The sequence below is a fragment of the Solibacillus sp. iso_87 genome, from assembly GCF_056173085.1.
Genome location: NZ_CM149656.1, coordinates 3,306,456 through 3,329,540, shown reverse-complemented (window position 1 = coordinate 3,329,540; position 23,085 = coordinate 3,306,456). Strand labels below are relative to the sequence as shown.

The window sequence follows — 23,085 nt, the reverse complement described above, 5'->3', positions numbered from 1 at the left end:
GATGATCTTTAAATATCGACAAATAGCACAGCCAAACTAGTGGCATGTGCTATTTGGTTTTTCTGCGAAGGGGAGATTTTTATAAAGAGGTCAACTTGTGTAAACTAGTAAGAGAGTAAAAGAAAAGGATTTGTTGCAATGAAAAAATTAATTGGACTGTTAATGTTCACGTTACTATTCGTAGCAGGATGTACAGAAACAGCCGAAGAAATATACAGAGAACCACTAAAAGAAATGGCCGTCCACTTTATTGATGTAGGACAGGGGGATTCCATTTTCATCGAAGCACCAAACGGGGAAACGATGCTTATTGATGGTGGCGTAAAGGGTGCCGGTACGGAAGTTGTCGCCTATTTAAAAGCACAGGGAGTCAACCGGTTGGATTATGTAGTTGCTACACACCCGGATGCCGATCATATCGGCGGACTGATTTCAGTGCTGAATTCCATCTCAATAAAGGAATTTATCGATTCCGGAAAAGTACATACGTCTCAAACATATGAAGAAATGCTAAGCCTCATTCAAGCAAAAAATATTAAGTTTACGATTCCTGAAGCAGGCGATGACATTCAACTTGAAGACAATCTTATTGTAGAAGTTCTTGCTGCAGACGAAACGGCTTCTGATAATAATGACGCTTCAATCGTTCTGCGCGCGGAATATCAAAATATTTCGTTCTTACTAATGGGAGATGCCGATCACGGCGTAGAGCAGCAGCTTTTACAAAAAGGAACCGATGTACAGGCAACTATTTTAAAAGCAGGCCATCACGGATCTAATACGAGCAGTTCGCAAAAATTTTTAGAAGCGGTGAGTCCACTAGCAACAATATTAAGCTATGGACAGGACAATAAATACGGTCACCCGCACGCAGAAGTAATTGATATACTGCAAAACGTAAACAGTGAAATATATAGTACTGCAGAAGCCGGAACGATTGTGATTACTACAGATGGGGTAACATATGACATAGATGCACAGCAGTGGTCAGGTATCGGGGCAACAAATTCGATACCGTTACCAGCTTCAACAAAGAGCGGTAAAGTCGAACTAATCAGCAAAGATGTGCATGAAGAAATTGTTGTCATCCAGAATAGTAGTAATCAAGCTGTTGATTTGGAAGGCTGGAAACTACTATCTGTTGAAGGCGATCAAGTATTTAATTTCCCGGATATTAATTTAGCACCAGGGAAAAAGCTTTCGATCACAAGTGGTCCCAATGCAAAAACAGGTGCGGCCACACTGGAATGGTCGAAAAGACAAATATGGTTAAACAGCGGCGATGCAGCCCAACTAGTCAATGCGAAAGGGGAAGTTGTAAGTGAACTACAATAAATACACGCTAGACCGATTTGATGGAGATTATGCGATTTTTTTAAAACGTCCGGAAGAAACGGAGCAACTTCTGATTCATCAATCTGAAATTCCATCAGAGCTTAAAGAAGGGGATATAGTAAATATTCTGGATGATGGTTTTGATTATAAGATTGAGTTACTGAAAGAAGAAACCGAAAAGCAAAAAACACGTGTCAATAATCTGTTACAGCAATTAAGAAACAAGGAATAACAGGGTTTTATTCCTTAATTACATTTGGACTCGAAAATTTAGAAAAATCAAAAAGTATCGGAAATTGTACGCTTTAGTATGGTAAAATATATGGGTACATATATTAATTTTAGGAGCGTAACAATGGCTATTAAAACAATAATTTTCGATTTAGATGATACTTTATTATTCGATCAACATTCAGTAAAAACAGCATTTGAAAAAACATGTGACTATGCGGCGACTAAAAAAAACGTCGACGCAAAAGATTTGGAAGAAGCGGTAAGATCGGCAGCGCGCAGTCTTTATGAAAGTTATCCTACATATGACTACACGGTATTAATCGGTATTAATCCATTTGAAGGTCTTTGGGGAACGTTTGATGATCCGACACCACAATTTCAGCAGATGAAGGAAATTGTACCTGCCTACCGTGCTGAAGCTTGGACAAAAGGTTTGGCAGCCCTTGGAATTGAAGATGCAGCATTAGGCGCAGAACTCGGGGAGCGTTTTGTAGCAGAACGCAAAAAAGCACCGTTTTTCTATGAGGATACATTTGCCGTATTGGATGAATTAAAAGGGAAATACGAGCTTGTGCTATTAACGAACGGTGCACCAAGTTTACAAAATTTAAAGTTGGAGATTACTCCGGAAATTGTACCGTATTTTGACCATATTATTATTTCAGGTGATTTCGGTAAAGGGAAACCGGATGCTTCCATTTTCAAGTTTGTAATGGAAAAAGCGCAGGTTACAAAAGATGAAGCCATTATGGTCGGAGATAATTTAATGACCGATATTTTAGGCTCGTCACGTGTCGGTATGCGCAATGTTTGGATTAACCGCGAAAGTAAACCGCACAATCCAGAAATAGTCCCGACATATGAAGTAACATCACTTACAGAATTTTTACAGTTAGTGAAAACTTTATAAACTAGTGACGCACTTTACTTTAAGTAAGTGCGTTTTTGCATTAAAAGAATGAATTTTCTAAAGATTCGTGCTATAATAAATGTATGAAAGGGATGAAAGAGGTTTTTCTATGGTAAATAATAATATATGTCGCTGTGAAAACTGCGACCGCACAAAAAATTCAGTTCAGATCAATCCGATAACGATTGCCCATCATACAGCATACCTTTGTTTGGCATGTGAACATGTGCTTCATTTACCTGAAAACAAAAACCGATTCTTCAGCCTTGTACGCAGTAAAAACAGAAAACATGCCAATCCGGAAATGGAAGGAGCACACCGTATACTGTCTGCATTTATTGCAGTTGGTGTATTATTTTTCGTTGCGATTGCAGCATTAGGGGTAGCGCAAAGTACGGACATTGTGACATTGCCTCTATTTGAAATGGACTCTATTCTAATAAATGAGTATTTATCTTTTCTACAACTAAAAGCATTGTAAATTATGGACCTGGTGAAACATTCACCAGGTCCTTTTATTTTATTTTCCTAACAGTTCGGAAACAGTCACAAATTCGTAGCCCTGTTTTTGGAGTGTTGCAAGAACTTCATCCAATGCGTCGGCAGTTGCCTGATGAATATCATGCATTAATATGATACTCCCATTTTTTGCACGTTCTTTTACTGCCTGCACCGTTTTTTCCGGATCACGATGCTTCCAGTCAAGTGTATCAATTGTCCACAGTACATTCGGAACATTTAATTGATCAGTAATCGTTTCATCATAGCTTCCATACGGCGGACGGAAGACAGTTGCCCGTTGACCGATCGTCGACTTGATAAGTGTATCGGTTGCCTGAATTTGCTGCTTTATTTCCTTAGTTGACAATGTCGTCAGTTTTTCATGGTTAAATGTATGGTTACCAATCTCATGGCCCGCGTTATATACGGCCTTTAAAATTTCAGGGTGTTCCTTCACCTCTTGCCCCACAACAAAAAATGTCGCCTTTGCCTCATACTTCTCCAACGTTTTTAAAATTTGTCTCGTCACTTTTGGGTGAGGGCCATCATCGAATGTTAAGGCAATTTTCTTATCCGTTGCCGGTTTCGGATTAACTGGTTTTACTGGTTTTTCTTTTACAACAGGCGGTGTAGCCAATCCATTCGTCAGCACATAGCCTGATAGTTTATCCGTTGTAACAAACGCCCAACCTTTTAAATTAGTGAGCATTTTAACAGGGCTGTTTTTACGTAACACACCAATTTCCGTACTCGAAGAACTGGCAATCTCTCTTACAACTAAATCGGCGGAACCTTTGACAATCATCGCTTTTGAAACAGGTTTCACAAGTGCCTGCTTATTGACAAAACCGGCAAGACGTCCGTATTTTACAAAAACAAAGTCGGCAGTTGCAGATCCGTAAAGCTCTACAATTGTATTTAAATGGAGCTTTCCTTTAATTTCGCTCTCTAGTTTATTCGTCACACGTACAAGTGGCTCTTCTTTTGCTTGTACGAGCATATATTGAGGGGTTGCAGACTTTAAATATTCGCTTGGAATATAGCCTATCACCGTTTTATATTGAATTTCAGCCCATCCATCCGCTTCTGAAAGTACGATAACGGGAGTTGCTTTTGACAGTGTAATTACTTTTTGCTTTAATGTTTTATCAAATACTTCGGTCTCTATTGTTGTGATTTTAATTGTTGCAGAAGGGGCTGCTGCATGGACACGCTCGTTATTTACTAGGGAAACACCAACGATACAGAAAACAATTAATAAGAAATAAAGTATTTTTCTCAACTAAACTCTCCTTTTATAAAGAAGTGAGCGAATAGAGTGAACGGTTGGTGGGAATAGGGTAGGGGTCTTCACTTTCGCCAAGTTTTATGTAAGATTTTATCCAATTGAAGTTTGAAATAATAAGGGATAAAATCGTCCTTTAAACTTATGTATGCGAATGGGAAATATGTTAAAACAAAAAACTACTGATGAAAGAAATTTTCGTTCATCAGTAGTAGAAATGATTATAGTGTAATGGCTTTTGCTTCATCAATATTTTCAAGTTGTGCAACAAAAATTAAATCTTCTGTTGTTACTTCGTTATCAACGACAAGCATCATGACTGCAGAGCCGCCGATTTGATCGCGCCCAACCTGCATTGTTGCGATATTGATATCTTTTTCTGCCAGCTTAGTAGCAACACGGCCGATTGAACCTGGCTTATCTTGGTTTTTAATGTAAAGCAGGTTGCCGTTAGGAATAACATCCACTACGAAACCTTCCACTTTAACGATACGGGCACCAAGACCATTTAATAAAGTACCAGCTACAGTATGTTTTTCAGTTTCAGTCACGATCTCAACCGTAATTAAATTTGTGAAGCCTTTAGCAGTTGTTGTTTTATGCTCATTAATTTGAATGCCGATACGCTCAGCTAAGTAACGTGCGTTGACATCATTTACGTGAGAGCCGTGGTTCGTAGAAAGCAGACCTTTAATAGCATTTGCTGTTAATGGACGTACATCAAAGTTAGCGACTTCACCAGCATAAGAAATATTTAATTGTTTGATGCTTTCTTCTGTAACCTGGATTAAAAACTTACCAAGCTTTTCAGCTAATGCGAAGAACGGTTCTACTTCCGCAAGCTTTTCTTTCGGAATAGATGGCATGTTTACCGGATTTGTTACAGTACCTGTTTTAAAGAATTTAATAATGTCGTTTGATACATCGACTGCTACTGATTCCTGTGCTTCCACTGTAGATGCACCTAAGTGAGGTGTTGCAATCACTTGTGGCAATGTTAACAGTTTATGGTCTGTTGCAGGCTCTTGTACGAATACATCCAGTGCGGCACCTGCTACTTTACCTTCAACAATCGCATCGTATAAATCATCTTCGTTAATGATACCGCCGCGAGCACAGTTGATAATACGGACACCGTCTTTCATAATGGCAAAACGTTCTTTGTTGATGATGTTACGAGTTTCAGGTAAAAGAGGTGTATGAACTGTTACAAAGTCTGCTGCTGCACATACTTCGTCAACAGTACCTTTTGTAATACCTAATTCTTTTGCACGTTCTTCAGTTAAAAATGGGTCATAGGCGATCACGTCCATACGTTGGCCTTTTGCACGGTAAGCTACTTCAGCACCGATACGGCCCATCCCAATTACACCTAATGTTTTGTTTTTAAGTTCAACCCCAACATAAGATTTACGATCCCATTTACCGTTCTTTAACGTGTTGAATGCTTGTGGAATAAAGCGGGCAAGTGATGTCATCATTGCGATTGTATGCTCAGCCGCAGAGTTCGTGTTCCCGTCTGGAGCGTTTACAACAATAATTCCGTGCTCTGTTGCGGCATTTAAATCGATGTTATCAACACCTACACCGGCACGCCCGATTAACTTCAAGTTTTTCGCTGCCTCAATAACTTCGCGTGTAACTGTTGTTTGAGAGCGGACAAGTAATACATCCACATCTGCAATTCGAGCTATTAATTGTTCTGGAGCTAATCCTGTATCAACGATGATATTTAAATTTAATTCTGTTTCTTGACGAAGTGGGAAAATACCGTCATCACTTAGTGGATCTGCAATAAATACGTTGATTGTTTTTGTTGCCTTTTCGATTAATTGTGTTGCTGTCATCATAATCTCTCCTTAAATTCACTATTATTTTTAAAAAACTATACAAAAAAAGCCTTCCGTCCCTTACGAATAACGTAAGGGGCGAAAGGCATTCATTAAACAAATCGCGGTACCACCCTTATTCGTTGCCGACCATTTAAAAAAATAGTCATACAACCTTATCAATATGCGTAACGTGCATGGGACGGAATAACTTACTTTGGATTTTCGGATATTCTATTCAAGAGTGGAACTAATTTAGCGTATACACTGGTTTACACCGACCACCAGCTCTCTTTGCTATACAAAACTAAATAGTATGTCTCTATCACAATAGTTTGTCGTTTTTAAATTTGATAACATCATAAACCCGATTGTTCATATTTGTCAACGGAATTTTCAAAATTGATAAATAATTAGTGAATTAATTAGCGAATATGAGGTTCTTTTACGAACGATATTTAGGATATATAAAGTTAATGTTCGTATTTAGTAAAAACTATGAAAGCGCTAACGATATTGATTTAAAAGGATTTGTTTGAATTTACAGAAAAATCGAGACACCAAGTATTTATCGGAAAAAATACGGTTTTACTATTTCAATAAAATTTTGCCTTAATTTAAATTTTCAACGCTTTAATGAAAAATAATAAAGAAGGTGAAATAAAAAATACCACGAAATTGTATAACAGATGCACTGACAAAGGGGGAGTAGAAAATGCATTATGATGCAATCGTAATTGGGGCGGGGCTAGCAGGTTTAACTGCGGTTTGTCAGCTTATAGATGCGCAAAAAAAGGTATTGCTTGTTGATCAAGAGCCCGAAAACTCAATCGGGGGTCAGGCATTTTGGTCATTTGGAGGACTATTTTTAGTAGATACTCCTGAACAAAGAAGGTTGGGAATAAAAGACAGTAAGGAGCTTGCATGGCAGGATTGGCGCGGCTCTGCAGGATTCGACCGATTAGAGGATGAGGATTACTGGGCATATGAATGGGCAAAGGCTTATGTGGATTTTGCAGCGGGAGAAAAATATGATTGGCTAAAATCACAGGGTATTCAATTTTTCCCGGTTGTCGGCTGGGCAGAGCGTGGGGGTGCTTTAGCAGGCGGGCATGGGAATTCGGTTCCTCGCTTTCATATCGTTTGGGGAACTGGCCCCGCGATTGTAGAGGCTTTTTCAAGTAAAGTATTGCAAGCTTCAGAGAGTGGTTTAATCGATTATTTGCCTCGCCGCCAAGTAACGGATTTAATAACTGAAGATGGCGCTGTTACTGGCATTCAAGGGAATATTTTAGAAAATAGTATCATTCGCCGCGGGGAGGAAAGCTCAAGAGAAGTCATCGGAACATTTGAATATACGGCAGATGCAGTCGTAGTAGCTAGCGGTGGTATCGGAGCAAATTTAGAACTTATCAAAGAAAATTGGCCGTCACGACTAGGTCTTCCACCGGAAAATATGGTGTCCGGTGTACCTGCATTTGTTGATGGAAAAATGCTCGAAATTACCGAACGGGCAGGCGGACGTATCGTCAATCGAGACCGGATGTGGCATTATACGGAAGGGTTGAAAAACTGGAATCCGATATGGAAAAACCATGGGATTCGTATACTGCCCGGACCGTCTTCGATGTGGTTTGATGCAACAGGAAACCGATTTAAAGCACCGAACTTTCCCGGTTTTGATACACTCAGCACACTTGAAGCAATTCAAAAAACAGGGTATGACTATTCCTGGTTTATTTTGACGGAAAAAATAATCGAAAAGGAATTTGCATTATCCGGTTCTGAGCAAAATATGGATTTGACAAATAAAAGTATAAAGGACGTGCTGAAGCGTGTTTTACCAGGGCCGCCAAAAGCCGTTCAGGCATTTAAAGAAAACGGGGAAGACTTTGTCATTGCGGATAGTTTAAAAGATTTAGTCGATGGTATGAACAAACTGGCAGGCAATGACTTGCTTGATTTTATGCAAATTAAAGAGCAGATTTTAGCGCGGGACCGTGAAATTGAAAATATCTTTTCAAAGGATGCACAAATTAATGCATTGCATGGAGCAAGAAACTATATCGGTGATAAATTGATCCGTGCAGCGAAACCCCACAAGATTTTGGATCCGAAAGCCGGACCGTTAATTGCAGTACGCTTAAATATACTTACAAGAAAAACATTAGGGGGATTACAAACCAATTTAAACGGGCAAGTACTAAATGATGAGGGCAACCCTGTTCAAGGACTCTTTGCGGCAGGAGAAGTCAGCGGTTTTGGCGGCGGTGGCGTTCATGGTTACCGTTCATTGGAAGGGACATTTTTAGGCGGGTGCTTATTTACTGGATTGCAGGTCGGTAAATATTTAGCCTCTTTAAAGCCGGTACAGAACAAAGCCAGAGCATTAAAAGTATGAAAATAAAGGAGATATGAAGTCATTTGTCGAAATGAATGATTATTCATAAATAAGGGGTGTATACAATTGAACTTTGAAACAATTAAGCTGGAAATTGCGGAGCGAAAAGCAACATTAACATTAAATCGCCCGAATGCTATGAATGCAATGGATTTTACAATGATGCGCGAGTTGGCGGATTGCTTTGAAGCGCTACATAATGAAAAGGATGTTCAAATTCTTATCATTAGAGGGGAAGGGAGAGTCTTCTCAGCAGGTGGCGATGTAAAAATGATGGTTTCATCAGACGACTTTTCTGATTTTGGAACGATTATGGAAGACATTTCACGTTTAGTGAAAGCTTATTATACACTTCCGATGATTACGATTGCACAAATTCATGGAGCTGCAGCCGGTTTAGGATTTAGTCTTGCATTAGGAAGCGATATCATTGTTGCGGAGCAATCGAGTAAATTAGCGATGAACTTTATCGGAATCGGTTTAGTTCCTGACGGTGCTGGACATTTCTTTATGAAGGAACGTCTAGGGACACCAAAAGCGAAACAAATGATATGGGAAGGAAAAGTGTTAAGCGGTGATGAAGCGTTAGCATTAGGACTCATTGATTATAATGTAGAAGATGGTCAGGCATTAGTAACAGTTGACCAACTTGTCGGCAAGCTGTTGGCGTCACCGATTTTGGCAAAGATTGAAACAAAGCTGATATTGCATAATGCGAACTTGCCTGTGTTAGAGCAAATATTGGAAGGCGAATCGGCAGGACAGGTGAAAATGCGCCAAACACAAGACCATTTAGAAGGGATTCAGGCTTTCGTCGGAAAGAGAATGCCGCAATTTGAAGGAAAGTAAATAATATCGGAGGATGCTAGTGAAACAACGCTGGCTCCTCCTTTTTTATTGGCTTATAAAATATTACTGTACAACATTACCGAATGCTTATATGATAGTGAAAGACGAAAAATGGAGGTAACTTCATGGACCAAATTTGGCTACCAAACAACCGGCGACAAATCGTACACAATGTGTATTGTCCCAATGTAAATGATGCGATTGCAATTTGCGAAATTGAATTAAAACAGCTGGATCAGGAACAAAGTAATTACTTGGAAGTCCCTTTCGAGCAATATAATGAAATACATGCGCATTTTAATAATAGCGATATTATTAAACAAGGTGCATTCACATATGAGCAAGTTCGTCACATATTAGATGCTGGGAATATCCATAATCTAGTCATTGATGAAAGAGGCTGCATCGATTTTAAGAAAGAAACGATCGGAATGAGTACCGCAATTTCTTTTGCTCAAAGTAAGTGGAATGGTGCAGAACGAGGTACCGCAGTTGAAAATGCAGTACTGACAGGTTTAACAGTTATAGGGGAACCATTTGCAGAAGAAGTAATCGAAAAGCAAATCGATAACCCGAATATTATTGACCATATTGAGCTGGATGAAGGCATTGCAAGTGCCGTAAAGAAAAACGGTGCAAAAGCAGTAGTGAAGAGGATGGCTAGTACGGCCACGAAAAAGGCGATGTACAGCTCTGTTATTGCTAAAAAGGCTATTACATTACTCAATGCAAATGTTGTGACAGGAGCAATCGTAACGGGTGTCATGTCGAGCGTCGATATAATTCGCACGATTAAAAAACAGATGTCTCCGGCACAACTATTTAAAAATATTTCCAAAACGGCTGCTAGTGTTGCAGGGAGTATTATTGGTTTAATCGTAGGTGGAGGAGTCGGCCTATCGATTCCGAATGTTAGTACAACTGTCATTAGCTTAATCGGCGGGATCATCGGTCTTATTATAGGGAGTATATTGACAACGACGCTTGTAAAAAAAGTGCTTGATCTATTTATAAAAGATGATGCTGTGAAAATGCTGGAAATCTTTAATGAGGAGCTTGTCAATTTAGTTGAGCAATATTTATTAAATGAAAAAGAACTTCAACTAGTGTTAAGCGATTTTAACGAAATGTATAATATGCAGGAAGAGTTCCGGAAGATGTACGCCACAGAAGATCGTGTTGAGTATGCACGATGTATGATTAAAAAGGAATTGAATCGTATTGTTAGGCTGCGCATGTATTTGCAAGTCCCAACAAACGAAGAGCTCTATGAGGCAATTAGACGCTTAGTATAATAAAGAGGTGCCCTGAATTTCAGGGCACCTTCTCATTTATCCCGCATACACGGGAGATCAACTACCGGTAAAAGCCGGATTGATCGTTTCATTATGTAGGTTTAATTTTAAACGTGGAATAAAATTAATTTACCTGATGAGTTTACTAATCGGTGTGTTTTTTCAGCAATACCTTTTTCTTCGATTTGCTTTTGACCTTCGACTTTTGCAGCATCATCGTTTGCGAAATTCCACACTTCATCAAACAATGTTTCCCCAGTTTTTTCAAATGCAGTAAAACGATAATTCTCCATTTAAACCACCCTTTATAAGCAAGATAATATAATTATACTAGAAATTTTTAGAAAATTCACGAAGCAACCATCATTATTAGAGAAATATTTGCATTTTATGAACTGTTCATGAACATTTTACTTTATCGATATTTACCCGACTTTATGGGTAGTTAAACGCCATTTTGCAAAAAAAATTTTAGCTTTCTGTAGTGGGTGAGCAATTGATAGTCTTTTAATCGATAAATAACGCATATACATGTTACAATAAATTGTAATAGAGTTATAAAGGGGCGATTACTTGTGAATGGAATTACAAAACTCCAACCTGGTGAACAAGTGGACCAATATTTATTGATAAAAGAAGCAAAAAAAGGCGTAACGACTGTCGGGAAGCCTTTTATGTCACTAATTTTACAGGATCGTAGCGGCGATATTGAAGCGAAGCTATGGGATACAAATGAAGAACATGAAAATCTATACCGTGCACAGGTAATTGTAAAAGTTGGGGGAGAGATTCACGACTATCGTGGAAAAAACCAACTGCGTGTGAAACAAATCCGACCTGCACGTGATGAGGAAGGCGTTCAAATCAGCGATCTTTTGCCGACTTCTGCTGTGCCAAAAGAACAGTTATTTGAAGAGCTTACACAGTACTTCTTTCAAATTCAAAATCCGAATATCTCGCGTATTACACGCAATCTTACAAAAAAATACCAAGATCAATTACTGATATATCCTGCAGCAACTAAAAATCATCATGACTATGCATCGGGTTTACTTGACCATGTTGTATCAATGCTAAAATTAAGTGAGGCGATTTGTGATTTGTATCCGACGCTGAACCGTGATTTATTGTATGCGGGTGTTATTTTGCATGATATCGGTAAGGTAATCGAGCTGAGCGGTCCGGTAGGTACAATGTATACGGTGGAAGGTAACTTGCTTGGTCATATTTCGATTATGGTCAATGAAATTGGTCAAGCTGCCAATGAGCTGAAAATCGAAGGTGAAGAAGTGATGCTGCTTCAACATCTAGTGTTGTCACATCACGGAAAAGAAGAGTGGGGCAGCCCGAAAAAGCCTATGATTCAGGAAGCGGAAATTTTACACTATATTGATAATATTGATGCGAAGATGAATATGCTGACACGTGCCCTTGATAAAACGAAGCCTGGTGAATTCACAGAGCGTCTATTCCCATTGGATAACCGCTCATTCTATAAGCCGACGATTTAAGCTGGCTGGTTTTTTGCAGACACTTAATAGATTTAAAAAATAAGGCCTTTCAAATTCTAAACAAATTTGAAAGGCCTTTAATTATGAGAAAGATTATTATGGCTTTATTTGTATTGATTATCCTGCTGGAATTTCACCATGAAATCAGCAAGGGCTTTGCATGTTTCGACTGGGACAGCGTTGTAAGTAGAAGCGCGGCAGCCTCCTACAGAACGGTGACCGTTTAAACCGACAAATCCGGCTGTTTTTGCTTCAGCAAGGAATTTTTTCTCCAGCTCCTCATCTGCTACACGGAACGTAATGTTCATCAATGAACGAGAATCTTCAGTTGCATGCCCGAAGTAGAAGCCGTTTGAATTGTCGATCACATCATAAATATACTTCGCTTTTTCTTCATTACGCTGTTCGATCGCCTCTAAGCCACCTTCAGCTTTCACCCACTTCAATACTTCGCCTAACATATAAATACCGAAAGTAGGAGGCGTATTGTACAACGAGTTATTTTTAGAATGTGTTGCGTATTTCAGCATTGTCGGGATATTTGAATTTGCTTTCTCAAGAAAATCTTTACGGATGATTACAACAGTTACACCTGAAGGGCCTAAGTTCTTCTGTGCACCCGCATAAATCATGGCAAATTTCGATACATCAATTTTTTTCGATAAAATATCTGAAGACATGTCCGCAATTAGTGGAAAGTCACCAGTAGTCGGGAACGTTTTCCACTGAGTACCGAAAATTGTATTGTTTGATGTTAAGTGAAGGTATGCTGAATCTTCATCAATTTGGATATCTGAAAGAGCCGGGATATTTTTGTAGTTAATGCTTTTTGAGCTTGCTGCCTCTACAGGTGTCCCGAACAACTTCGCTTCTGCAAAGGCTTTTTCTGACCATGCACCTGTTTGGATATAGCTCGCCTTTTGTCCTTCTTTTAAGAAGTTCATTGGAATCATTGAAAATTGAAGGCTTGCTCCACCTTGTAAAAATAGTACTTCATAGTTTTCAGGGATTTCATATAACTGGCGTAAATTTGCAATCGCTTCATTATGTACTTCTTCAAATGCAGCGCTACGATGGCTTAATTCCATTACAGACATACCAGTACCTTTAAAATCTACTAACTCTGCCTGTGCTTTTTGTAAAACTTCTAACGGTAATGCCGATGGACCAGCATTAAAGTTAAATGCGCGTTTTGTTGTTACTGTCAATGCAATCACTCCTGAATTTTAGTATAAGAATATATAAATTGATAATATACCCTTTCAGAACAAATATGTGAAAATTCTTGAAATTATTTTTTTAATAGTCATAAAAGAGAAGAATTTATAGAAAATTTATAGATTTTTGTCACAAAGGAAAAGGGAATGTTCGTGTTTTGAGCATATTCACTTTTATAACCTTGTTTATTAACAGGAACTATGCGAGTATAGAGGGGATGAAATACAGGAGGTAAATAAAAATGGAACAATTGCCGAAATGCCCGGTATGCGGATCAGAGTATACGTATGATGACGGACAGAATTATGTGTGCCCTGAATGTGCGCATGAATGGTCTCAATCAGCGGAAACAGTTCAAGAAGAAGGATTAGTCGTACGCGATGCAAACGGCAACCTGTTAGCTGATGGTGATACCGTAACAGTTGTAAAGGATTTAAAAGTAAAGGGAAGCTCTTCTACTTTAAAAATCGGTACACGTGTTAAAAATATTCGACTTGTAGAAGGCGACCACAACATTGATTGTAAAATCGATGGTTTTGGTGCAATGAAACTGAAATCGGAATTCGTGAAGAAAAACTAAAAAATGCGAGGCCCGTTTTTTGGGTCTCGCATCTTTATATCTCAACGATTATTCAGCTTTGAAGCCTGAAAATGCGTCTTTTAAATCTTTGTCTTTTACTTCTACATCAGCATCGTTAATTAACTCTGCCATTTTTGTGTTCCAATCAGCTTTTGTAGCTGCGATTGATTCACGGATTTCTTCTTTTTTGTCTTCAAGTTTACCGTAATCTTTAACATCACGTTTTTCAGTCACTTGAATGATGTGGAAGCCGTGTTCAGATTGTACAGGCTCACTGATTTCATCTACTTCCAATGCATATGCAGCATCGTTGAATTCAGGCACCATTGTACCTACTGTAAACCAACCTAAATCTCCGCCTTGTGCTCCAGAACCTGGATCAGTTGAGAATTCTTTCGCTAGTTTAGCAAAATCTTCTCCAGCATCTAATTTAGCCTTAATCTCTTTTGCAGTCTCTTCATCTTCCACTAAAATATGGCGAGCGTTTAATTCTTGAGATGCTTGGTTGTAGTACTTTTCGATTTCCTCGTCAGTTACTTCAACATCTTTTAAAGCTTTCTCTTGTAACAATGTGAAACGAATATTTGTTTTTAACGTTTCTTCAGTTAAATTGCTTTGTGCTAAAACAGACTCATAGCTTTCGCCATACTGCTCTTTTACACCCTCCAATTCTTCTTCGATTTCCTCATCTGTTACTTTATATTTATCGTTTAAAATCTGTTCAACTACTACTTGTTGCAGTAATTGATCGCCAGCGATGTCCTTCATTGAATTGTAAAATTCTTCTTGAGTGATATCGCCTACGCTTGTTGATACTACAACTTCATCTCCAGGATTACTGCATGCAGCTAAACCGATTGAAGCAGCAACTGTTAATGCAAAAATGGTCTTTTTCATTTGAATACGCTCCTAACTTAACTTTAATGCAATTGTAACTATAACATAAACGATTTAAAAACAAAATGGTTGCATGTGAAGAGCGCCTAAGTTTTGTATAAACAAGTGCATACGATATTGAGAGAAAGAGAGAAGGGAGGTGTCAATATGGGTGGCGGAGGTTACAATGGCGGCGGCTCTGGCTACGGCTCTGGCTTTGCTTTATTAGTTGTATTGTTTATCTTATTGATTATTGTAGGTGCAGCTTTCATCTACTAAGAAAGAAAGGTGTGTTAAAAGTCTTTACGACTTTTAACACACCTTTTCCAATTATTAAAGTATGGACCAAAAAATTTATTACATAAATAAAATTTCTTTAAACGGCTAGCAGTACTTCAACGTACATGCTTACAAGTAAAATCGTAATCAGTAAATTAATCGTACGGAAAATTTTTGGCTGTTTTTCTTCTGGAATTTCACGTCGACTGCATAATGCGGCAGTCATTCGATTTATTTGGAATAAGTATATTACTGAAAATAAGATTACAACAAGTAGTAACAAATTTATTCCTCCCCTCTAAAGCATCAATAAAACCTAAATATCAAGCGGAACTAAAATTTCATAACCTCTTGGCGTTTCTTCAATTATAGCATTGTTTGGCGCATACATTAAATTTTTCACATATAAAAAATCCATGAGACAAATACAGCAGTGAAAAGCGAGCAATCCACTAAAATAATGCGCATATTCAGGGAAGTAAATGCCTCCCGCGATTAATGCTGCATTAATAACAATAAAAGGCGTAACGAGTGCGAAAATGTAAGACTTTTTTGGAATGCCGTTTTGCAGGCGCATCCGGACAACCGGCATTAAATGTTGAAATTTAAAACGAAAGACGAGTGATTTTCTATATTGAAACAGAGCGATATAATGTAAAAATTTGTGCATAGGATAAATAAAAGGTATTACTAATAAAACTAACCATAAATGGCGATCGATATGCTTGCCATTAAAATTAAAACTAAATGCAATGTATGAAAAGCAGAATACAAGGATGAAAAGGATGATTGCCAATAATACAAGTCTTCCTGTACCGTATTCACGCTCTATGTTGATAGTTTTCCAACAATGCATGTGAGCCCCCCTAAAACATAATGGAAAAGGACGTATTATGCTTTTCCATTAATGAAACAATATTAAACATAAAACTAACTATAATAAATAAAAAAAGAAATGTCATCAATTTAAATTGGCGACATTTCTTACTATAAATTTTATGAAGTTGTAGTGATTGACGGCTTTCCTTTATCATCAATTGTTTCTTTAAAGTTAAAGAAAGATCGTTCGAATATTTCGATGAAGTCTTCCCCATAAATATTGCGAATAACAGCCATTACATCTAAAAACTCAGGGAAACGTCCGTAAAGTTCTTTTAATGGCAATGCACCTGTTAAAATCGTATGTTCTGTATCGTGATAATGATCGTACATACGTAGGATGAGTTCTGCCCCTTTGTCAGTCAACTCAACATATGTATTACGTTTGTCTTCATCACGTTTTGAGAAAGTAAGTAATCCACGTTCTTCTAATTTTTTTGAAAAGTTGAAAGCGGTAGATACATGCATGACACCAAATTTAGCTACATCTGAAATGGAAGCACCTTTCAAATGATATGAAATCCATAAAATATGATGTTCATTAATATTTAAATCAAAAGGTTTAATCCATGTTTGCCAATCTTTTTCGATAGCTTTCCATAGTGCTTTCGAAAGTTGTGCGACTCTTTGGCTAAATAACATAGCCTCTCGTTGCGAGTATAAATCTTCTGTCAAAGCAATCACCTTCTTCTTTCATTTAACATTTTAAAAATATTATAGCAATAAAAGAAAAGAGTTTAAAGTTAGAAAAATGGAATAATTCAACATTGGTTGAATTATGCTATAAAAAGATAAATTTGGGATTAATTTGACTGATATGAAACTTTCGTATAGTTCTAAAGATTTAGTGGTGAATTGTTATTCATTACTCATTATTTCTATTTGAAGGAATATTTTTCTCGATTTCACTTATAGAATTCTGTAATTTCTCTATTTCTTGTTTTAAATTTATTGCTTCCGGTTCTATCTGAGTTTTGAAATTTGCGAAATTATCCTTTAATTCATTTACTATACTAGGCATACTATTTTGCACTTCTGCCTTTAAAGTTGTGATCGATTGCTTTACATTATTTAGTTCATGTTGAACGTCTTGGAGCTTTGATTTGGCGTTTTTTGTATTTTCCAATAAGTTCTGGCGTAAAGCTGTCCCTGATTGTGGTGCTGTAAATAAAATAACAGCCGCACCGCTAACGATGCCTGTTGTAATACCTAGTAGAAATGATTTTGCTTTCATATTGATAACCTCACTTTATTTATATTTGTTATCCAAATCTTTTTCCAAATCCATGTTCCGATAAACATTGAAAAGATTGGGCGGGAAGGTACTAAAAGAAAAACCAGCATTTTCATAGATGAAAAAGATGCTGGCCATAGTCTTCTTATACAATCTTGTAAATATAACTGATAGGAGCAATTATAAGTGTGATTTAATTTCCTCAGAAAGTGTCGACAGCAAATCTGGCGGGAATTCCTGTGAACGACCATTCCAGTTGACAACTAGTCCATCTTTTTCGTCATAGCGCGGAACGAAATGCAGATGGTAATGGAAAACGGTTTGACCTGCTTCAGCACCGTTATTATTAATTGTATTCATACCAGCCGGGTTAAAAGCAGCTTTAATGGCATTAGCTACTTTTGGGGCAGCAGCATATAAATTGCGTGCTACATCTTCGGACATTTCAAATAAATCTTTGCAATGTGTTTTCGGGATTAACAGTGTATGGCCTTTTGTTAATGGGGCAATGTCCATGAAGGCAAACGTATGCTCATCCTCATAAACTTTAATACTTGGAATTTCACCGGCAATGATTTTGCAAAATAAGCAATCACTCATCGTATTTATCGCTCCTTTTTTATTTTTGATTTTCACCATTAGAAGTTAGAAAATAATGTTATTGTAAATTGAAAGAAATACAGGGCGGTAAATTCACTTGGAAAGCATCCGCCTGCAATAAAAATCAATTGTACAACCCCAATTTCTGGTGAAGATACTATTATTTTTCTTTATTCTATCATAGATTATTCGGAAAACTACTTTCTTATATGAAGGATTTACTTTTTATTCTTTGAATTGAGTGTTGCATTCAGTGTTCAATTTTATTCGCTTTTGATAAACTAAATTTTAGAAAAGAGGAGTGACGACTGTGACAATTTTACAACTGCAAAATGTAACAGGTGGTTATACGAGAAAGCCTGTGATTCAAGATTTATCATTTGAAATTAACAAAGGAGAGCTCGTTGGACTAATCGGCCTTAACGGTGCTGGGAAAAGTACGACGATCAAGCATATTATTGGCACGCTCTTACCGCGCTCTGGAGAAATTCGTTTAAACGGTGTGACGTTAAAGGAGAATTTGGACAAGTACCGATCAAGCTTCTCCTACATTCCGGAAACACCCGTACTATATGAAGAATTAACATTAAAAGAACATTTACAATTAACGGCGATGGCCTATGGTTTAGATGAAAAAACATTAGATGAACGCTCGGAAGTTTTATTGAAGGAATTCCGTATGGAAAAGCGATTAAATTGGTTCCCGTCGCACTTTTCAAAAGGGATGCGCCAGAAGGTGATGATTATGTGCGCATTTTTAGTCGATCCGAGTCTGTATATTATCGATGAGCCTTTTGTCGGTTTAGACCCGCTCGGCATTCAGTCATTACTTGACCAAATGGATGATAAAAAACGTGCAGGTGCCTCAATTTTAATGTCGACACATATTTTATCGACTGCAGAAAAACATTGTGACCGCATCATTCTGCTTCATGAAGGGCGCGTACGTGCACAAGGGACTATGAATGATTTGCGCAAAGCGTTCAATATGCCGACTGCGACACTCGATGATTTATATATTGCGATGACAAAGGAGCAGGACAATGAACAGCATGCATAGTGTATGGGCTAAGCGCTTCGAGCATTACATCGGCGAAGTGATGAAGTATATGCGCTTCGTCTTTACAGGGCATATTGCGATTGTCCTTGTCTTTATCGCAGGGGCAGGAGGATATCAGTACAGCGAATGGCTGAAAGTCGTGCAGCCGGATTTTCCGGCAGAGTGGCTCATTGCCGTTATAGTAGGGGGCTTAGTTGCATTCAGCAGACCTGTTACATTACTGAAAGAACCGGATCAAGTGTACTTACTGCCGCTGGAAAGCCAAATGCCGAACTATTTCAAAAAGGCGATGAACTGGACATTTTGGTCACAGCTGTTAGTGCCGGTCGTTCTGTATATAATAGCGATCCCGTTATTGAAAGAGGTTACGACACTTGGTGTAGGTGAAATTTGGCTGACTGCTGCATTTATCGCAGTTTTGAAATTTATTAATGTTCGCGCAGAATTTAATTACCGCTATGCGAATCGTGGGAATGCCATAGTACTCGACCGATTTGTACGGGCAATCGTGTCGATTATCGGAATCCAAATGACATTGACAGACGGTTTGCTGGGCATCGTATTTCTTATTATGATGGCTTACTATAAATTTACATTGAAGAAAAAAGTGCAGGATAATCCAGTGCCTTACGAACATTTTATTAAGCTTGAGCAAAATCGTATGATGCGTTTTTACCGCTTTGCCAACTACTTCACAGATGTCCCGCATTTAAAGGGTTCTGTAAAACGTCGTGCGTGGCTCGATTTTGCTTATAAAGCGATCAGCTACAAGAAGGAAAATACACAGGCGTATTTAATTTATCGTACGTTTATCCGTACAGATGACCATTTTTATTTATGGGTACGGTTAACGGCGATTTCGGCTGTTATTGCGATGTTTATTACGATTCCATTTGTAACTTGGATCGTTGCAGGTGCTTTGGCATTTGCGACAACGCTTCAGCTTAAGTATGCGCTTATGTCAGCAGGGGATTTCCGAATGGATATGCTTTACCCGATCCCTCGCGATACGAGAAAACAGGCTGTCGCAAAACTGCTTCGTCAACTAAGCATTGTACAGGCTATTATCGTGACACTTTGTGCAGTGATGCAGCCGCAGTTTTACATCATTCCGGTTGTCATTATCGCAGTCAGTGAACTGACGATGAGAATGTCAAAGTAAAAATAGAATTTTAATAACAAAAAAGGCACCCATTTTCTTGAGCGAAAATGGGTGCCTTTTATGTTTATAACAAGAATCCGCCAATTAATAATCCAACGACGATTACTATAATAGAAGGAACTTTGAATTTTTCCAAAGCAATATAGCTGCCGACAATCATTAAGATCGTTGGAATCAGTTTATTTGATTCATAGGAAGACTTTGCAAAATCGAATGTTAATGTAATTAATAATACAGCAATTGCAGGTAATACAAAGCTTGATAACCGCATTACTTTAGGCGAATCTCTATATTTATGTAGTAGATTCAAAAGTGTGATCATTAAAATCAGGGTAGGGGCAACTGTCGCGAATAACGCTAAAATACTCCCTAAAAATCCGCCAACTTCAAAGCCGATATAGCCCGCCATCTTCGTTGCGATAGGACCGGGCAGTGAATTTGCCAAAGCAAGAAACTCACTGAATTCACTTTGCGTCATCCACTCATACCTGTCTACCACTTCATGTTCAATTAACGGGATGGAAGCAGGCCCGCCACCGTATGCTAAAAGGTTTGGTATTAAAAATGCAATAAAAAGTTTCCAAAATATCATTGTTCTTTTCCTCCTTTAGCGGGTAATGCAAGCGCTAATACTAAGAGTGAACCAATGATGATCCCAGGGTGGAGACCAAATACAACAATCGTTATAAAGCTGAATAAGAAAATAATAGCGCTGATTTTTAGACCTAAAGCTTTATGCGATTTTTTTAAGAAGTCGAATGCATAAAGCCCCATCATAACTGTCACAATGGGTATAACTCCTTTAGACATATTATTGATAAAATCGGAGTTACTAAATTGTTTCAATGAATTTAATAGAATAATAATTAATAGTACAGTCGGCATTACCGAGGCAAACAGGGCGTTGATTAACCCGAGCATTCCTCCTATACGGTAGCCAATATAACCTGCCATCTTTGTCGCAATCGGTCCAGGCAATGTATTTCCGATTGATAACACATCAGAAAAATCATCATCTGTCATAAGTTTATATTTTTCTACCACTTCTTTGTGAAGTAATGGAATAATCGTCGGACCTCCACCGAAGCCAAGAATTCCAGACACAAAAAAAGCTTTAAACAACTGAATTTGAATTTTCACATCATAACCGCCTTTTAATTAGTGGAAGCAGAATAATTCGGAAAACGAAATTTTCTAAATATGTATTATTTTATATAAAAATGCTACGAAATACAATCGTAGCATTTTTCATAAAAGCATTATTCTTTTGAAGCGGCACTATATGTCGTAATATAAGAGGATGAGTTAAACATCGACTGTAACACTTGTGTCGTACCTTCAAAAACAGGGGCAAATGAAGTTTTATACTCATCGCTGGCTTTCCAAACTTCATAGGAAGCAGGTCCACCCCATTGAATAATAAATAAATAGGTTTCTGCTTTAACCGGTCGCAGTAAACGGTAGGCAATTACAGCGTCATTGGAATTCAATGCAGGGATGACGTCGAGAGCTTTTTTCTCGAAAACCGGGCGTTCATCTGACATAATGGGCATATTGAAAAAAGTAAAATAGCCCTTTTGTGTGAACTGCCCATCTTGTGCAATGACTTCAAATTTGCGAGGTACTGCGAAAATAGATTTTTTATCTGTTTCGTGCAACACCACCGAATTTCCATTTCCGTGCAATAAAATTAATGGTTGCTGTGGATTTTTTACGATTAATTTTTCCATATAATCAGGTGTTCCTGAAGTTACATAAAAATTCATATATACCGACCTCCTTACACTATTATTTCCATTTATAAAGATGTTCAAGCCATTTGTCAAAAAGTTCTATAGCAGAAGAGACAAATTTATGACATTTATTGAAGAAATCTATACAATTATTTATGAAAAGTTTATAGTCGATGATGGATATCAATGACGTTTTTGAGGTATAGAATAAAAAAGAATTTACTTTAAGGGGTAGAAATCAAAAATGATGAAATTTAATGACACATTATTACGTGCTGCTCGCGGTGAGCAAGTAGAACATACGCCAGTTTGGTTTATGCGCCAGGCAGGCCGTTCACAGCCAGAATATCGTGAAATAAAAGAAAAATATTCATTAGAAGAGATTACAATGCAGCCGGAGTTATGTGCATATGTGACGCGTTTACCTGTTGAACAATACAATGTAGATGCAGCGATTCTTTATAAAGATATCGTTACCCCTTTACCAGGAATGGGAATTGATGTAAAAATAAAAGCGGGAATCGGTCCGGTTATTTCAAATCCTATCCGTTCAACTGCTGATGTAGAAAACTTACGTGATTTCAACGCACAAGAGCATACACCTTACGTGCTGGATACGATTAAAATGCTAACAACAGAACAGTTAAATGTTCCGTTAATCGGTTTTGGCGGTGCTCCGTTTACGCTTGCGAGCTATATGATCGAAGGCGGCCCAAGCAAAAACTACGCTAAAACAAAATCATTCATGGTTTCACAGCCAAAAGCATGGTTTGCTTTAATGGAAAAACTGGCTGATATGATTATTGTAGATATTACAGCACAAGTAGAAGCTGGTGCAAAGGCAATCCAAATTTTCGATTCTTGGGTTGGTGCATTAAATGTAGAAGATTACCGTATTTTCATTAAACCGACGATGACACGCATTTTTGCTGAATTGCGCGCATTAAATGTGCCGTTAATCCAGTTTGGTGTAGGTGCATCGCATTTAGTAAATGAATGGCATGACCTGCCAATCGATGTAGTAGGTTTGGACTGGCGTTTACCAATTCGAGAAGCAGAAGCACGCGGCGTAACAAAAGCGGTACAAGGGAACTTGGATCCTACATTATTACTTGCAGATTGGAACGTAATCGAGGCACGCGCGAAAGATATTGTTGATCAAGGTTTAGCGCATACAGGAGGACATATTTTCAACTTAGGTCACGGTGTCTTCCCAGAGGTAGATCCAGCTGTATTAAAACGACTAACAACATTTGTACACGAATACAGCCGCGAACAAATTGCAAAACGGTCATAATACAACAATAAATTTAA

At 38.0% G+C, this 23,085-nt stretch carries 26 protein-coding genes and 1 other annotated feature; of the genes, 13 read left to right on the top strand and 13 right to left on the bottom strand.

Annotated features, from left to right (window positions below; translation table 11 throughout):
* The first annotated feature begins 138 nt into the window (after positions 1–138).
* From AC0VXV_RS17005 to AC0VXV_RS16990, 4 genes are all read left to right on the top strand, one after another.
* Positions 139–1,335: an MBL fold metallo-hydrolase gene (locus AC0VXV_RS17005; protein ID WP_475529386.1), complete on the top strand. Its 1,197-nt coding sequence runs from the start codon at positions 139–141 to the stop codon at positions 1,333–1,335.
* Positions 1,322–1,567 carry a DUF3006 domain-containing protein gene (locus AC0VXV_RS17000; protein WP_475529385.1) on the top strand — a complete coding sequence of 82 codons (246 nt, stop codon included), beginning with the start codon at positions 1,322–1,324 and terminating at the stop codon, positions 1,565–1,567. Before AC0VXV_RS17005 ends, AC0VXV_RS17000 begins: the two co-directional genes overlap by 14 nt.
* Positions 1,568–1,690: 123 nt before the next feature.
* Entirely contained in the window at positions 1,691–2,479 is a 789-nt protein-coding gene (locus AC0VXV_RS16995) for an HAD family hydrolase (protein ID WP_475529384.1), read from the top strand.
* Between the two features lie 109 nt (positions 2,480–2,588).
* Complete coding sequence (locus tag AC0VXV_RS16990; protein WP_475529383.1) at positions 2,589–2,960, top strand: DNA polymerase III subunit delta; 372 nt, start codon at positions 2,589–2,591, stop codon at positions 2,958–2,960.
* Positions 2,961–2,999: 39 nt separating this feature from the next.
* Here AC0VXV_RS16990 and AC0VXV_RS16985 read toward each other — a convergent pair whose 3' ends face one another.
* Together AC0VXV_RS16985 and serA are read right to left on the bottom strand one after the other, a co-directional pair.
* Positions 3,000–4,262 carry a polysaccharide deacetylase family protein gene (locus tag AC0VXV_RS16985; RefSeq protein WP_475529382.1) on the bottom strand — a complete coding sequence of 421 codons (1,263 nt, stop codon included), beginning with the start codon at positions 4,260–4,262 and terminating at the stop codon, positions 3,000–3,002.
* A 224-nt stretch (positions 4,263–4,486) separates the two neighbouring features.
* Complete coding sequence (gene serA / locus AC0VXV_RS16980; protein ID WP_475531485.1) at positions 4,487–6,112, bottom strand: phosphoglycerate dehydrogenase; 1,626 nt, start codon at positions 6,110–6,112, stop codon at positions 4,487–4,489.
* Between the two features lie 74 nt (positions 6,113–6,186).
* Positions 6,187–6,432 (bottom strand) — a binding site (T-box leader).
* Between the two features lie 377 nt (positions 6,433–6,809).
* On the opposite strand from serA, the gene AC0VXV_RS16975 reads away from it, so the two are divergent.
* From AC0VXV_RS16975 to AC0VXV_RS16965, 3 genes are all read left to right on the top strand, one after another.
* Positions 6,810–8,495, top strand: coding sequence for an FAD-binding dehydrogenase (locus AC0VXV_RS16975; RefSeq protein ID WP_475529381.1), 1,686 nt, complete (start codon positions 6,810–6,812; stop codon positions 8,493–8,495).
* Positions 8,496–8,561: 66 nt separating this feature from the next.
* Positions 8,562–9,344, top strand: a complete 783-nt coding sequence (locus tag AC0VXV_RS16970; RefSeq protein ID WP_475529379.1) for an enoyl-CoA hydratase — start codon at positions 8,562–8,564, stop codon at positions 9,342–9,344.
* 125 nt (positions 9,345–9,469) lie between these two features.
* Positions 9,470–10,639 (top strand): hypothetical protein, encoded by a 1,170-nt coding sequence (locus AC0VXV_RS16965; RefSeq protein WP_475529378.1) that lies wholly within the window; start codon positions 9,470–9,472, stop codon positions 10,637–10,639.
* Positions 10,640–10,746: 107 nt separating this feature from the next.
* Here AC0VXV_RS16965 and AC0VXV_RS16960 read toward each other — a convergent pair whose 3' ends face one another.
* Positions 10,747–10,932 carry a YhzD family protein gene (locus AC0VXV_RS16960; RefSeq protein ID WP_475529377.1) on the bottom strand — a complete coding sequence of 62 codons (186 nt, stop codon included), beginning with the start codon at positions 10,930–10,932 and terminating at the stop codon, positions 10,747–10,749.
* A gap of 282 nt (positions 10,933–11,214) precedes the next feature.
* On the opposite strand from AC0VXV_RS16960, the gene yhaM reads away from it, so the two are divergent.
* Positions 11,215–12,150, top strand: a complete 936-nt coding sequence (gene yhaM / locus AC0VXV_RS16955; RefSeq protein ID WP_350479679.1) for a 3'-5' exoribonuclease YhaM — start codon at positions 11,215–11,217, stop codon at positions 12,148–12,150.
* 104 nt (positions 12,151–12,254) lie between these two features.
* Here the strand turns inward: yhaM and serC are convergent, their stop codons facing one another.
* The gene (gene serC / locus AC0VXV_RS16950) at positions 12,255–13,358 is read right to left on the bottom strand and encodes a 3-phosphoserine/phosphohydroxythreonine transaminase (protein WP_475529376.1); all 1,104 of its coding nucleotides are present in this window, start codon (positions 13,356–13,358) and stop codon (positions 12,255–12,257) included.
* Positions 13,359–13,609: 251 nt separating this feature from the next.
* On the opposite strand from serC, the gene AC0VXV_RS16945 reads away from it, so the two are divergent.
* On the top strand, positions 13,610–13,948 hold the full coding sequence (locus AC0VXV_RS16945; RefSeq protein ID WP_475529375.1) for a zinc ribbon domain-containing protein YjdM: 339 nt from the start codon (positions 13,610–13,612) through the stop codon (positions 13,946–13,948).
* A 48-nt stretch (positions 13,949–13,996) separates the two neighbouring features.
* Here the strand turns inward: AC0VXV_RS16945 and AC0VXV_RS16940 are convergent, their stop codons facing one another.
* Positions 13,997–14,845, bottom strand: coding sequence for a peptidylprolyl isomerase (locus AC0VXV_RS16940; protein ID WP_475529374.1), 849 nt, complete (start codon positions 14,843–14,845; stop codon positions 13,997–13,999).
* 147 nt (positions 14,846–14,992) lie between these two features.
* Between AC0VXV_RS16940 and AC0VXV_RS16935 the strand changes: the two genes are divergently transcribed.
* The gene (locus AC0VXV_RS16935) at positions 14,993–15,103 is read left to right on the top strand and encodes a YjcZ family sporulation protein (RefSeq protein ID WP_008406467.1); all 111 of its coding nucleotides are present in this window, start codon (positions 14,993–14,995) and stop codon (positions 15,101–15,103) included.
* A 97-nt stretch (positions 15,104–15,200) separates the two neighbouring features.
* Here the strand turns inward: AC0VXV_RS16935 and AC0VXV_RS16930 are convergent, their stop codons facing one another.
* From AC0VXV_RS16930 to AC0VXV_RS16910, 5 genes are all read right to left on the bottom strand, one after another.
* Positions 15,201–15,386 (bottom strand): hypothetical protein, encoded by a 186-nt coding sequence (locus tag AC0VXV_RS16930; protein ID WP_475529373.1) that lies wholly within the window; start codon positions 15,384–15,386, stop codon positions 15,201–15,203.
* Positions 15,387–15,419: 33 nt separating this feature from the next.
* Positions 15,420–15,959 (bottom strand): DUF3267 domain-containing protein, encoded by a 540-nt coding sequence (locus tag AC0VXV_RS16925; protein WP_475529372.1) that lies wholly within the window; start codon positions 15,957–15,959, stop codon positions 15,420–15,422.
* A gap of 140 nt (positions 15,960–16,099) precedes the next feature.
* The gene (locus AC0VXV_RS16920; protein ID WP_475531484.1) at positions 16,100–16,663 is read right to left on the bottom strand and encodes an HTH-type transcriptional regulator Hpr; all 564 of its coding nucleotides are present in this window, start codon (positions 16,661–16,663) and stop codon (positions 16,100–16,102) included.
* Between the two features lie 184 nt (positions 16,664–16,847).
* Positions 16,848–17,216 (bottom strand): YtxH domain-containing protein, encoded by a 369-nt coding sequence (locus tag AC0VXV_RS16915; RefSeq protein ID WP_475529370.1) that lies wholly within the window; start codon positions 17,214–17,216, stop codon positions 16,848–16,850.
* Between the two features lie 180 nt (positions 17,217–17,396).
* On the bottom strand, positions 17,397–17,816 hold the full coding sequence (locus AC0VXV_RS16910; RefSeq protein WP_475529369.1) for an HIT family protein: 420 nt from the start codon (positions 17,814–17,816) through the stop codon (positions 17,397–17,399).
* 310 nt (positions 17,817–18,126) lie between these two features.
* Between AC0VXV_RS16910 and AC0VXV_RS16905 the strand changes: the two genes are divergently transcribed.
* Positions 18,127–18,876, top strand: coding sequence for an ABC transporter ATP-binding protein (locus AC0VXV_RS16905; RefSeq protein ID WP_475529368.1), 750 nt, complete (start codon positions 18,127–18,129; stop codon positions 18,874–18,876).
* A complete protein-coding gene (locus AC0VXV_RS16900) occupies positions 18,860–20,038 on the top strand; it encodes an ABC transporter permease (RefSeq protein WP_475529367.1) in 1,179 nt (392 codons plus the stop codon). Before AC0VXV_RS16905 ends, AC0VXV_RS16900 begins: the two co-directional genes overlap by 17 nt.
* 64 nt (positions 20,039–20,102) lie before the next feature.
* Here the strand turns inward: AC0VXV_RS16900 and AC0VXV_RS16895 are convergent, their stop codons facing one another.
* The 3 genes from AC0VXV_RS16895 to AC0VXV_RS16885 form a co-directional block, all read right to left on the bottom strand.
* Entirely contained in the window at positions 20,103–20,630 is a 528-nt protein-coding gene (locus AC0VXV_RS16895) for a chromate transporter (RefSeq protein WP_475529366.1), read from the bottom strand.
* On the bottom strand, positions 20,627–21,178 hold the full coding sequence (locus AC0VXV_RS16890; protein WP_475529365.1) for a chromate transporter: 552 nt from the start codon (positions 21,176–21,178) through the stop codon (positions 20,627–20,629). Before AC0VXV_RS16890 ends, AC0VXV_RS16895 begins: the two co-directional genes overlap by 4 nt.
* Before the next feature lie 119 nt (positions 21,179–21,297).
* Positions 21,298–21,804: an antibiotic biosynthesis monooxygenase family protein gene (locus AC0VXV_RS16885; RefSeq protein WP_475529364.1), complete on the bottom strand. Its 507-nt coding sequence runs from the start codon at positions 21,802–21,804 to the stop codon at positions 21,298–21,300.
* A gap of 211 nt (positions 21,805–22,015) precedes the next feature.
* Between AC0VXV_RS16885 and hemE the strand changes: the two genes are divergently transcribed.
* On the top strand, positions 22,016–23,068 hold the full coding sequence (hemE, locus tag AC0VXV_RS16880; protein WP_475529363.1) for a uroporphyrinogen decarboxylase: 1,053 nt from the start codon (positions 22,016–22,018) through the stop codon (positions 23,066–23,068).
* Positions 23,069–23,085: the final 17 nt, after the last annotated feature.